Genomic DNA, 13342 nt, shown 5'->3' with positions numbered 1-13342 from the left:
AGAAACTATGGCAATAAGAGAAATTTTACAAGTTGGAGATAAAAGATTAGAATCAGTATGTGAACCAATAAAAAAAATAGATAAAGAGGTTTTAGAATTAGCTAAAGATTTAAGAGATACTTTATATAACTGTGATGGTGTTGGGCTTGCAGCGCCACAAATAGGAGTACTAAAAAAAGCAATTCTTATAAATCTTAGAAATGGATCAGATGAAATATTATTATTCAATCCTAAAATAATAAAGCAATCTGGAAGTGAGAAGGATTATGAAGGATGCTTAAGTTATGTAATGCATGAAGGAGAGGTTGTAAGGCCTACAAGTGTTACAGTTGAAGGAATGACTATTGAGGGACAAAGAGTAAGATACGAAGCAAAAGGATTCTTAGCAAGAGCATTTTGTCATGAAATAGATCACTTAGATGGTATAATGTATATGTCAAAAGCAGAGGCAATGTACGAATTAGTAGAAGAATAAAATATGGTATATTAAAAAACTGTCTTAAAATAAAAGTTATTTTAGACAGTTTTTATTATATAGAATTATAAATGTATATTAATTTTGAAAAAATAAGATTAAAAATACCTTTATAAATGATAAATTTTTGATATAATGTTAATACAGTTTATAAATAAAAATGCTTTCTAATAAAATCCTATGGATATTATAAGAGAGTATTTTTATAATGTTTTAATTTTCAAAGCCAAATCAAAATATATCTTGAATCTAAATTTGAAAGATAGTAGGTGATTAACATGGCAATAAAAAATGATGAAATGATTTTAGAAAAGAATCGTTTTTATAAAACAAAAGAATGGATAATAAAAAAGACTGGACAGATTAAGAATGAGTATACTCAATATGAGGAAAAAGTAGCTAATTTGAAAAAGGCTAGTGGAGGTACCTACAGCAATGATTTACTTGTTTATGAAAAACTTTTTAAATTTACTTCTGAAAATCTAAAGAAATATGAAGAATCTAGTGTTTCACCATATTTTGCACGTATTGATTTTAAAGAAAAAAGAAGGGATACAGAAAGTTTTTATATTGGTAAATTTGGAATAAATGATAATAATAATAATGAAGAAGTTGTAATCGATTGGAGGGCACCAATTGCCAATCTTTATTACAGTGGAACTTATGGAGCATCCTATTATGTAGCACCTTCAGGAGTTATAGAAGGAGACTTAAAACTAAAAAGAAAATTTCTGTTAAAGGACGGAAATCTTGTAGACGCTTATGATGAAGGGGTCAATGAAATAATATTAAAAAATAGTATGGAAGGTGAACAGCTTACTGATGAATTTTTAAAAGTTACTTTAGAGCAAAATGTAACTAGTAAGCTTAAAGACGTAGTAGCAACAATTCAAAATGAACAGAATCAAATAATTAGAGCATATAAAAACAAACCTATTATAATACAGGGGTCAGCTGGGTCTGGGAAAACCACTGTAGCACTCCATAGACTTGCATATCTTGTTTATGAATACGATGAAGATGTAAAAAATGAAGAAATTTTAGTTGTAGCACCTAATAAAATATTTTTAGATTACATATCTGAAGTCCTTCCGAATTTGGGTGTATTTAATATGTGTCAAAAAACTTTTGAAGATGTATGTAAAGAAAGTTTAGGATATAAGGGCAAGATTTATACTAAAGATGAAAAATTAGCATTATTAATAGAAAATAAAGGTAAGGAAAAAGAAAAATATATAAAAGCTGTTAGTAAACTAAAAGGATCTCTATCGTTTAAGATGCTTTTAGACAAATATATAAGATACTTAGAAAAACAAGATATAGATGTGGAAGATATAAAAATAGATAAGTATGTGTTGTTTTCTAAAAAAGAAATAAAAAGGCTTTATGCTAGAGATATGATTCATTTGCCAATTAAGAAAAGAAAAGAAGAGATAGAAATATATTTTAAGAAAAAATTGAAGGATAAAATTCAAATTATTAAAGAAAATATAGAAGAAGATTATTTTTTCAAGATTAAAGATGTTAAATCTTTAAAAATTCAAGAGGAAGAAAAGAGAAAACAAATAATTTCCTTATATGATGAAAGGGATTTAAAAATTTCAAAACTTAAAGAGAATGGAACCTTACAGTTAAAGGAATTCTTTAAAAAGTGGAAACAAAAGAATATAAATGAAATATATAAAGATTTATGTTTATCAAAGGAATTATTTAATCATATAACTAACAATCAAATTCCAGAGAATATAGTTAATTTTATTGTAGAAAGTTCAAAACAAAATTTTGAAAACAAAGTTATAGATATTGAAGATTTAGCACACATGGTATATTTGAAACTAAAATTAGAAGGTTTAAGCAAGAAATATGTTCATATCATAATTGATGAAGCTCAGGATTATAGTTACTTTGAAATGTATATACTAAATTTATTAAGTAAACAAAATTCATTAACAATAGTAGGAGATTTAGGGCAAGGTATATATAGCTATAAAGGAATTAATGATTGGCAAAAACTCATTAAAACTGTATTTGATGATGATGCTACTTATATAAATTTAACTCAAAGTTATAGGTCTACTATAGAAATAATAGATTTTGCAAATAAGGTTTTAAGTCATCAAAATTTAAATATAAAACCAGCTAAACCGGTTTTAAGACATGGAGATGTGCCTAAAATAGTTGAGTTTTTAGATAATAAGGATTTTGCCCAAAAATTAAATATTGTATGTGATGATTTAGAAAAAAATAATAAAGAGAGCATTGCTATAATATGTAAGACTATAGATGAGTGTAAAATGCTTGAAAAAGAAATTAATAAGTTAACTCAATATAAGTGGACTATCATAGGAAATAATAGTAGTGAATTAAAAAATAAAAAAATAATTATACCAAGTTATATGACAAAAGGCTTAGAGTTTGATGCTACTATTATTTATAATTGTAATGAAGAAAATTATAATAATGATGAGATTGATAAAAAGTTGTTATATGTAAATTTAACTAGAGCATTGCATAAAGAATATATATTTTATAAAGGGAAAAAATCTAATCTTATAGTGTAAAAAATAATAATTATTAGTTGAAAATGATTGTTATATATGTTAAAATATTATCATAAAGAGAATATTTATATATTAAATAATATATCGTTTATATTTATCAAATTAGAAAACTTAAGGATAATACTCACATCAATAGTTAATAGATTATAAATCTTAACTATTATGTTAAAGGTAAATTTATATCCATACAATTATTTTTTGATTGTATGGATAATCATGTTAAAAGAGTTATAATTTCTATAATTATTACACATATTAATTTATAAAATAGTTTAATCATGATGAATTATTGTATTAAAAACTTATTTGACTTTTATACTTTTAATTCTATAGGGAAACAAGCTCAAATTTAAATTTATTCAATAACTTCAAAATATTTTTATACAAAATATAGTGTTGAATTCTAAGGGATTCAGAGCATGTCTCACTATTTTGGGTATCAAAGTTTTGGAATGGATAATTTTAAAAGTCAACTTGGAACCCTATAAGTCAATGTAATATAAAATAAGAATATTGTTTTAAATGGAGGAGTAGAAAATGAAACCAGCTGAATTAAAAAAAGACTTATATTGGGTTGGAGCAAATGACCCAGAGCTTAAAATTTTCGATATAATAATGGAGACAAAACGAGGTACTACTTACAATTCTTATTTAATAAATGATGAAAAAGTTGTATTATTTGATTCTGTAAAAGACAAGTTTTCAGATGTATTTTTAAATAATATAAAAGAAGTTATCGGTGACAAAGATATAGACTATATAGTAGTTCATCATACAGAGTTAGACCATAGTGGGTCATTAATAAAGGTTTTAGAAGCTTATCCTAATGCGACTGTAATTGCATCAAAAGCTGCATTAAGATACTTAGAAGGAATATTAAACAAACCATTTAATGGGTTAGCTGCATCAGAACCTTTAAACATAGGAAAAAGAACACTTAAGTTTATATCAGCACCTAATTTACATTGGCCAGATACTATGTTCACATATGATGAATATGATAAAGTTCTATTTACATGTGATGTTATGGGATGTCATTATTCTCCAAAGGGATGTATAACAGGAGATTGTGGTGGAGATTATGTAGATGAAATGAAGTATTATTTTGATTGCATAATGGGACCATTTAAAAAATTTGTAAATATGGGATTAGATAGAATAGATGGCTTAGAATTAGATATGATTGCTCCAAGTCATGGTCCAGTTCATATTAAGGAAGATATAGAGAAATTTAAAAGATTATATAGAGAATGGGCTAAAGAAGAACCGATAAATGAAAAGAATATACAAATATTCTATGTTTCAGCTTATGGGAATACAGGGAAGATTGCAGAGTTTATAGGAGATACTATAAATAAAAAAGGTATTAAAGCAGAAGTTCATGAAATAACAGGTGAAAATCTATGTGAATTAATAGGAAAGGTTGAAAAGGCTAGTGGGATTTTGATAGGTTCACCAACTATAAATCAAGATGCTGTTGCACCAAGTTGGAATTTACTAACTGGGGTTAGTGCTATAGTAAATAGAGGAAAAGCAGCAGAATCTTTTGGATCTTATGGCTGGAGTGGAGAAAGTGTTCCTATGCTTCATAATAGATTAAAAGAACTTAAATTTAAAACTTTAGATTTTGGATTTAAATTTAACTTTGTTCCAGGGGAAGAAGATTTTAAAGCATGTGAAGAATTTGTAGAAAAATATTTAGAGTTAGTTAAATAATATTTATTAAAGACTGTTTTAAAGTGGAATTTTAATTTTATTTTAAAACAGTCTTTTTATGATGAGTTTTATATAAAGATAATATTTTAATGTTTTCTTTAAAGGAATTATCATAAGCTTAATAATTTCAAATAAAGAGGTTGATTTTTAAACTTATCCGTTTACTTTTAACTACTTATAATTATATTTATTTCTATTAATTGATACCCAATAATTGATACCCAAAAATTGATTAATAAATTTTAATATATGATTAAGTAATTTAGAATTTTCTTTTTAATGAAGTTTTAAAGCTTACAAAAAATAAAAAGTAGATGAATATTTTCTTATAGGTATATAATTCTAACTTTATTTTAGAGGCATTTTGTCGAAAAAGTTTTTATAGCTAAAAAAAGATTAATAAAAATTTAAAAGATTTTATTACTTCGACAAGAATTACTTTTTTCCACGGTATTGATAATATATAATTATATTGAGGTTGAAAAATATGGGTGAATTTATAATTAATAGAATAAAATATTATAGAAATTTACTAAGGATAACTCAAAAAGAATTAGCAGAGGGATTATCTAGCTCTAATTATATTTATATGCTAGAAAATGGTAAGAAAAAGTTATCTATGGCTATGGCTGTGAAACTAGCTAATAGATTTAATGAATTATCACAGGAAAAAGGAATAATTTTAAATATAACAGCGAAAGATTTGCTAAGGACATCAGAAGAAATAATAGAAGAACATTATACGGAAGAGTTTGAAAATTTAAAAAAAGAAAATATGATTTTGAAAAATTTAAAAAGTTATTAGACAAAGTAACTGAAAATAAAGTTATAAATTTAATGATAAAGATAAATAGAGAAATTGGAGAAAATGAGTATAAAGAGAATAATTGTAATTTGGCACTAAAATATTTACAAATTGTTTTAGATTTTATATTAGAACATCCATTTTCAGAGGAATTTAAATTTATAGAAGTAGAAGTTCTAAATAGAATAGGTTCATGTTATTATAAGCTTGAAAATTTTGAAATTTGTATGGATTATTTTAAGAGGGCTTATGAAAGATATGAAGTTTATCATATAAATGATGAAGAGTTGTTAGGAAGAATTTTATATAATATAGGACTTACAATTTATATAATTGGAAGATATGATGAAGCTATTTATTATTTAAATGAAGCATTAAAATTAAAAAACATAAATAATCAAGAAAAAACTAAAATAAATATAATAAAAGCTAATATTTATCATAATACAGAGCGATATCTTGAAGCTTTAGAAGTATATGAAGAAATAGAAAAATATGAAAAAAGTTATTTAGTATATTATAATATGTCTATCATTTCAGGGAAATTGGGTTTAGAAGATAAAAGTGGAGAATATCTTAATAAATCTATGAATTTACAACTAGATGATAATTCAGAATTGACCACTAATACTTTGTTGCAACTTAGTTATATGTATAGTCAAAATAAAAAGTTAAGAGAAGCCTTAATTTGTTCTGAAAAGGCGCTTATAAATGCTAGAAAGTTTTATCAAGTAGATAAATATGTAGAATGTTATCAAAGTATTTTTGAAATTTTAAAATCAATGAAGAAAATAGAAAGATTCGAAGAATATGTGGAAGATATACTTTATGAGATTGATATATACCATGAAAATTATAAAATTTTATATAATATAACATTGTTATTATTTCAATATACCAGTGAAATATCTAAATTAGATATTGGATTAAATATTATTAATAAAATAAAGGGAGGAATATAAGTTATGAAAAATGTTAAAAAATTTTTAGTAGGTGGTATGTTAATTATTGGATTATTTGGCATTATAGGAAATACCCAATTAGTAGATACAGCATTAAAATCTCAGGAGATAGCAAATCCAGGACCAAGTAGAATAGTAGTAAGAGCATAATAATATTATTAAAACTTAAAATAAAAGCTACATTGTTAAATACAATGTAGCTTTTGAGGTTATATATTTTTAGAAATAAAATCTATAAGATTTAAACATAAGTCTATAGTTTTGTCCCCATCTTCAAGTTCTGTGTTTAATTCTACAAAGTCCATAGATTTTATCTTACCACTATTAAAAAGTAGTTGTAAGGACGATTTAGCTTCATCTGTAGACATACCATGTGGAACAGGTGTTCCAGTACCAGGTACAAATTCTGAGTCTATACAGTCTATATCAAAGCTTAAATGTACGTTGTCTATATTTTTATCTTTTAGATTTGATAAAATTTCGTTAATTATAAAATTAATTCCTTTTTCTTTTACATCGACAGTAGAATAAAGATTAATTCCTTCCTCTTCAATTAAAAGAGTTTCACCTTTATCTAAATCTCTAGCACCGATTAGATAAACATTTTTAGGATTAACTTTCTTACCATCAAAGTATAAATTAGTAAGAGATGAATCTCCAAATCCCATAGCAGCACCAAGAGGCATACCATGTACATTTCCAGAAGGTGATGTTTCAGGTGTATTTATATCACCGTGAGCATCAATCCAAATAACAGCAAGATTATCAAAGTATTTACTAGCACCACAAATACTACCTAATCCTAGTGAATGATCACCACCTATTACTAATGGAAAAGAGTCAGAGCTTAATGAATTATATACTGATTGAGCTAAATTTTTATTAACCCCTAATATTGTATCAATATATTTCATATTACTATGACAAGAGAATTTATCACATTCTTTAACTTTAGGAACATATAAGTTTCCAAGGTCAAATACATCATGATTTTGTTTTTCTAAAATTTGTAATAAGCCTTTTTCTCTAAGTTTATTTGGTGCTAAATCAACACCTTTTCTATCACAACCTAAAAATAAAGGCACTCCGATAACATTTATTTTCATAAAAAATTCCCCCTTTGCGATTTTAAATTATATAATAAAATGGAGTAAAATATAAGGGGTTTTTGAAAAAGAATTTAAATTTAAATATTATAAAAATTATAAAAATTATAAAAAATGTTAAGATTATAATAAAAGCCCTTGATATTTAGTTATATAATATAATAGATTTATAATAATAAAAGGAGGAAATAATTTGGATAATAAGAAAATAATAAACTTTTTAGAAGAATGTGACTTAGAGGATGTAAAGGATAAATCTTTTGATAAGTCTAAAAGTATATTTAATTTTACATATTACTTTGATGACTTAGAATTAGAATCAGCGTCAGAATATGCTAATGATGAATGTGAAGAGGAAAAACAAAGTGAAAGTTGGTATTATGATTATTTATTGCCATATTTAACTGATTTTGCAATGGATAATGTAGAAGACGTAATCAATGATTGTAGTGAAGAAATGGATTTAAATTATGAATTAATATGTTATGAGCCAAGTGAAGATAATTTTGAACATATTAATTTTTTAGTAATATTTTCTAAAGAAGAAATAGAAAATATAGATGATATAGTATTTAGTGTACAATAAAAAAATAAAGCAAGCTTTAATGAATAATAAATTTTAGTTTTAAAGCTTGCACAACTTAACTATGTACAAGTGAGTACTAAATAAGGTATTTTTGGTACTCAACTATATATTTATCTAATTTTTGAGAATAATTAACTACTTTTGAGTCGGTTATACAATTTTCCACTAAAAGTAAGTTTAAAATTTTTTTGTAACATTTAATCTTCTCTTCTAAAATTTGTGTATCTATCCCCATAATAATCCTCCAAGTAATTATTTTTTACTATTTTTTACAAATAAATTGTAACAAAAATAAGAAGGAAAGTTAAGCATTTTATTTTGTCAAATTAGTACAAAATATCCTAATAAATGTCAAATGTTACAAGTAAAAGCAAAAATAATTATCGAAATTTAAATTTATATCTTTAAAGTCTTGGGGATTTAAAGTAGAATATAAACAGTTAAATGTAAAAAAAAATCGAAGAAAAGAGAGGTAATAAGTAATGGATCATGATGAAATGGTTAAACGTATAAATGAATTATACAAAAAAAGTCAAGAAGAAGGTTTAACAGATGCTGAAAAAGAAGAGCAACAAACCTTAAGACAAAAGTACATAAATAATGTAAAAAGAAATTTTAGAGCACAATTAGAGGGTATAGAAAGAATACCTCCTAAAGGAAATAAGAATTAAAAAGGAGATTTACTATGGTTACAGTAAGAAACCTAGTTGAAAATTTTAATTTGGAAATTCTTGTGCAAGGAGATAATCAAAAGGAAATACAGGCCTGTGATATAAATAGGCCTGGACTTCAACTAGCAGGATACTATGAAGATTTTGATAATAATAGATTGCAGATTTTGGGGAAAACAGAATATGGATATTTTAAATCATTACCAGAGGAAGTAAGAAAAAAAAGAATAGAGAGTTTTTTTTCTTTAGATGTCCCATGTATAATAATCACTAGATCTTTAAATATAGATAGTGAACTTATAGAAGCTGCAAAGAAAAATAATATTTGGATGCTTAGAACAAGCATGAATGCTACCAAATTTATAGGAAAAATAACTAATTATTTAGAATTAAAATTAGCCCCAGAGACTAGACTTCATGGAGTACTAGTTGATGTTTATGGTATCGGTATTTTAATTACTGGAGAAAGTGGAATAGGAAAAAGTGAAACCGCACTTGAATTAATAAAAAGAGGACATAGGTTGGTGGCAGATGATGCTGTAGACATAAAACAGGTTGATGGTGCACTACATGGTACATGTCCATATGTTACAAAAGGTATGCTAGAGGTAAGAGGCATGGGTATTATAGATATATCCGCAGTATATGGACTAAGTGCAATAATTCCTAAAAAAATTGTAAAAATGGTTATAAATATAGAAAATTGGGATGCAGATAAATATTATGAAAGATTAGGAATTGATAAAGAAGAAATAGAAATCTTGAATGTGAAGATTCCTAAGGTAACATTGCCAATAAGACCGGGAAGAAACTTGGCGGTTATAATAGAGGCTGCAGCAGTAAATTTTAGATATACAGTAACTCAAAAGATAACAGCTGTAGACACCATAGAAAAAAGGATTAATGAGCTGAATAATATAGAAAAGTAAAGAAAATGTTAAAAAAATTTGAACAAATTATAAATTTATAATTGAAAAATGTTTGAAATTTTTAGAAAAGTCTAGTAAAATATAAATTGAAATTAAGAGAAAGTTAAAATTATTTAAACTTTTCTTAATATTTATTATAAAAGGGGGAGCAGGCAATGGCAGATTTAACAAAAAAATATGAATTAGCTTGGGACAAATACACAAAAGAGGACTTAGAAAAAGTATTTTCACTATCAGATGAGTATATAGACTTTATGTCTAAATGTAAAACAGAAAGAGAATGTGTTAAAGAATTTATAGAATTAGCAGAAGCTCAAGGATATAAAGATATAAATACATACATTGCAAATGGAACTAACTTAAAAGCTGGTGACAAAGTATATGCTAATTGTATGGGAAAAACTTTAGCTTTATTTTTAATAGGTTCTGAATCAGTAGAAAAAGGATTCAATATTTTAGGAGCTCATATAGACTCTCCAAGATTAGATTTAAAACAAAATCCACTATATGAAGATTCAGATTTAGCACTTTTAAAAACTCATTACTATGGTGGAATTAAAAAATATCAATGGACAACATTACCATTAGCAATACATGGTGTAGTTTGTAAAAAAGATGGTTCAGTTGTTGATGTAGTAATCGGAGAAGATGAGAAGGAACCAGTAGTTGGAATATCTGATTTATTAATTCACTTAGCAGGAGATCAAATGGCTAAAACTTTAGCTAAAGGTGTTGAAGGTGAAGCTTTAAATGTTTGTATAGGAAGTATTCCAGTTGAAGATAAAGAAGCTAAAGATAGAGTTAAATTAAATGTATTAAGATTATTAAATGAAAAATATGGAATAGATGAAGAAGATTTTGTTTCAGCAGAATTAGAAGTAGTTCCAGCTGGAAGAGCAAGAAGTTATGGATTAGATAGCTCAATGGTTATGGCTTATGGACATGATGATAGAGTATGTTCTTATACTTCATTCGAAGCAATGATGAAAATAAAAGAAACTAAGAAAACTTGTATAACATTATTAGTTGATAAAGAAGAAGTTGGAAGCCAAGGTGCTACAGGAATGCAATCAAGATTCTTTGAAAACACTGTTGCTGAAGTTATAAACTTAATGGGTGATTATAGTGATCTTAAAGTAAGAAGAGCATTAGCTAATTCAAAAATGTTATCTTCAGATGTTAGTGCTGCATTCGATCCAAACTATGCATCAGTAAGTGAAAAACAAAACAATGCATTTTTCGGAAAAGGTATTGTTTTCAATAAATATACAGGTGCTAGAGGAAAAGGTGGATGTAATGATGCTAACCCAGAATTTATAGCACAATTAAGAGCTATAATGGAAAAACACAATGTTTCTTGGCAAACATCAGAACTTGGAAAAGTTGACCAAGGTGGCGGTGGAACAATCGCTTACATCTTAGCTGAATATGGAATGGAAGTTATAGATTCAGGTGTTGCACTACACAATATGCATGCTCCATATGAAATAGCAAGTAAAGCTGATATATACGAAGCATTCAGAGCATATGAAGCATTCTTAATAGAAGCATAATATAGGATAAAAATATAATTTATAACTCTAGATTAAAATCCCTATAGAGTAATAAAATTTAAAAAAGAGTGTCTCAAATGATTTTAATCATTAAAAGGGACACTCTTTATTTATTTATTTATTTATTTATACCATAGGAATTAACACAAATTACCTTTAATTTCATAATATAAAACTATGTAACAAATACAAAAAATGTTAAACATTATAAAATATGTTGTATTGAGATTTGAACTTTAATTTTAATAAGTTAATGTTCAGTCTTAAACCCTATATATAAGCTAAGCAAGTTGAGGAAGTGTTTGTTGTGAGTTTTATAACAAAATCTATGTACTTAACAATGATAACTTTAGGAGGTAGTGTTAAGAGACATTTTGAGAAAAATACAATAAATTCTTATGAGAAAAGTATGAGTACTTTAAAATGTATAATAAGAAGAAGTAGCAAAAGCGATTTTGGCAAGAAACATGATTTTATAAGTATTAAAAATTTAAAAGAATATAAGGAAAAAGTACCTATATCAACATATGATGACTATGAAAAGTACATTATGAAAATGTGTAGAGGGGAAAAAAACATTTTAGTTTGTGATAATATAAAGTATTTTGCATTAACTTCAGGAACTACAGGTAAACAAAAGTTAATTCCAACAACTAGAAAAGGAATTAAAGTTGGGGCAAAATACATGGGTATTTTAACAGAAAGAATATTATATGAAAATTTAAAGGAACAATGGAACTATGGAAAAGGAATTATGCTTACGGATATAGTAAATACTAGATATACTATATCAGGGATACCTATAAGTTCGGCTACATCAGGTGGAATGAAATCTATAAAGTCTATAATACCTTTTATATGGACTTCACCTATAGAAGTTATGAGTATGAATGATAAAGAAAGTGCACTATATCTTCATATTCTTTTTGCATTAAGAGATGAAAATTTAAGTTATATAAGTGGAATTTTTATATCTAGTATATTAGATTTTTTTAGAACTATGGAAAAACATTGGGAAAATTTAGTTTATGATATTTATCATGGAACTTTAAATGAAAATTTAAAAATAGAACCAGAATTTAGAAAAGTACTTTTAGAGAAAAATTATCCACTAAAAAAAAGAGCAAGTGAAATTGAAGGTGAATTTAAAAGAGGTTTTAAAGGCATAGCGAAAAGGATTTGGAAATCTATTGTTTATATAGCAACTGTTACTGGTGGAAGCTTTTCAGTATATGATGATAAGGTTAATTATTATAGTGGTAACTTAATTATATATTCTAATGCATATGCTGCATCAGAGGCTGTTATTGGGATGAATCCCAATGTTGGTAAAATAAGTTATGTAGTTCTTTCAGATACCGCTTTTTATGAGTTTATACCTATAGAGTGTAGTGAAAATAATATTATAACTAAGACTATAAATGAACTTGAAATAGGAAAAGTGTATGAGATTGTAGTTACTAATTTTTCAGGTCTTTATAGATATAGAATTGGAGATGTTGTCAAAGTTATAGGATATTATAACAATAGCCCTGAAATAAAATTTTTATATAGAAAAAATCAACTTTTAAATATGGCTTCAGAAAAAACAACAGAAGCACATGTGACAGAGGCATTAAGAAGAACTTCACAAAAATTAAAATTAGATATAGTGGATTATTCAACTATGGAAGATAATAATGTTACTCCAGGAAGATATATTTTTTATATGGAAATTAGAGACTCTAAAGAAAGTAAAATTATAGCTGAAACTTTAGATAAAGAACTAGGCAAAACCAATTTTGCCTATGGAAGATTTAGAAAAAATAAAAAATTAGGAGAAATTAAAGTTATACTATTAAGAGAAAATACTTTTTCAAAAATCAAGAGTTATATGATTGAAAAAGGAGTATCAAAAAATCAATTAAAAATACCAAGAATAATAAGGGATAAAGAAATACTTAAAATGTTGAATGAAAACTCTAAATGATATATGATA

General features: G+C 25.8%; 13 protein-coding genes. 11 read left to right on the top strand and 2 right to left on the bottom strand.

Annotated features, from left to right (window positions below; translation table 11 throughout):
- Positions 1 to 7: 7 nt before the first annotated feature.
- The 6 genes from def to CSGHG_RS22945 all read left to right on the top strand — a co-directional run bounded on the left by def (position 8) and on the right by CSGHG_RS22945 (position 6669).
- A complete protein-coding gene (gene def / locus CSGHG_RS00665) occupies positions 8 to 475 on the top strand; it encodes a peptide deformylase (protein WP_010291723.1) in 468 nt (155 codons plus the stop codon).
- A gap of 278 nt (positions 476 to 753) precedes the next feature.
- Positions 754 to 3036: an RNA polymerase recycling motor HelD gene (gene helD / locus CSGHG_RS00660; RefSeq protein ID WP_010291719.1), complete on the top strand. Its 2283-nt coding sequence runs from the start codon at positions 754 to 756 to the stop codon at positions 3034 to 3036.
- A 537-nt stretch (positions 3037 to 3573) separates the two neighbouring features.
- Positions 3574 to 4752, top strand: a complete 1179-nt coding sequence (locus tag CSGHG_RS00655) for an FprA family A-type flavoprotein (RefSeq protein WP_010291713.1) — start codon at positions 3574 to 3576, stop codon at positions 4750 to 4752.
- Between the two features lie 487 nt (positions 4753 to 5239).
- Positions 5240 to 5557, top strand: a complete 318-nt coding sequence (locus CSGHG_RS00650; protein ID WP_010291712.1) for a helix-turn-helix transcriptional regulator — start codon at positions 5240 to 5242, stop codon at positions 5555 to 5557.
- Positions 5558 to 5589: 32 nt separating this feature from the next.
- On the top strand, positions 5590 to 6519 hold the full coding sequence (locus CSGHG_RS00645) for a tetratricopeptide repeat protein (protein ID WP_010291709.1): 930 nt from the start codon (positions 5590 to 5592) through the stop codon (positions 6517 to 6519).
- 3 nt (positions 6520 to 6522) lie between these two features.
- Positions 6523 to 6669, top strand: coding sequence for a hypothetical protein (locus CSGHG_RS22945; RefSeq protein ID WP_155844717.1), 147 nt, complete (start codon positions 6523 to 6525; stop codon positions 6667 to 6669).
- Between the two features lie 59 nt (positions 6670 to 6728).
- On the opposite strand, the gene rocF is transcribed toward CSGHG_RS22945, so the two are convergent.
- Complete coding sequence (gene rocF / locus CSGHG_RS00635; protein WP_010291707.1) at positions 6729 to 7625, bottom strand: arginase; 897 nt, start codon at positions 7623 to 7625, stop codon at positions 6729 to 6731.
- 193 nt (positions 7626 to 7818) lie between these two features.
- Here rocF and CSGHG_RS00625 point away from each other — a divergent pair, with 193 nt between their 5' ends.
- The gene (locus CSGHG_RS00625) at positions 7819 to 8211 is read left to right on the top strand and encodes a hypothetical protein (protein ID WP_010291706.1); all 393 of its coding nucleotides are present in this window, start codon (positions 7819 to 7821) and stop codon (positions 8209 to 8211) included.
- Positions 8212 to 8287: 76 nt separating this feature from the next.
- On the opposite strand, the gene CSGHG_RS22400 is transcribed toward CSGHG_RS00625, so the two are convergent.
- The gene (locus tag CSGHG_RS22400) at positions 8288 to 8446 is read right to left on the bottom strand and encodes an aspartyl-phosphate phosphatase Spo0E family protein (RefSeq protein WP_010291705.1); all 159 of its coding nucleotides are present in this window, start codon (positions 8444 to 8446) and stop codon (positions 8288 to 8290) included.
- A 247-nt stretch (positions 8447 to 8693) separates the two neighbouring features.
- Between CSGHG_RS22400 and CSGHG_RS00615 the strand changes: the two genes are divergently transcribed.
- The 4 genes from CSGHG_RS00615 (at position 8694) to CSGHG_RS00600 (ending at position 13333) form a co-directional block, all read left to right on the top strand.
- A complete protein-coding gene (locus tag CSGHG_RS00615) occupies positions 8694 to 8882 on the top strand; it encodes a DUF896 domain-containing protein (protein WP_010291704.1) in 189 nt (62 codons plus the stop codon).
- A 14-nt stretch (positions 8883 to 8896) separates the two neighbouring features.
- Complete coding sequence (gene hprK, locus CSGHG_RS00610; RefSeq protein ID WP_010291703.1) at positions 8897 to 9811, top strand: HPr(Ser) kinase/phosphatase; 915 nt, start codon at positions 8897 to 8899, stop codon at positions 9809 to 9811.
- 155 nt (positions 9812 to 9966) lie between these two features.
- Entirely contained in the window at positions 9967 to 11364 is a 1398-nt protein-coding gene (locus CSGHG_RS00605) for an aminopeptidase (protein WP_010291701.1), read from the top strand.
- A gap of 307 nt (positions 11365 to 11671) precedes the next feature.
- Positions 11672 to 13333: a GH3 auxin-responsive promoter family protein gene (locus CSGHG_RS00600; protein ID WP_010291699.1), complete on the top strand. Its 1662-nt coding sequence runs from the start codon at positions 11672 to 11674 to the stop codon at positions 13331 to 13333.
- The last annotated feature ends 9 nt before the right edge of the window (positions 13334 to 13342 follow it).

It is taken from the genome of Clostridium senegalense JC122 (assembly GCF_000285575.1).
GTDB classification, from domain to species: domain Bacteria; phylum Bacillota; class Clostridia; order Clostridiales; family Clostridiaceae; genus Clostridium_J; species Clostridium_J senegalense.
This window is presented reverse-complemented; position numbering and strand designations above follow the sequence as displayed.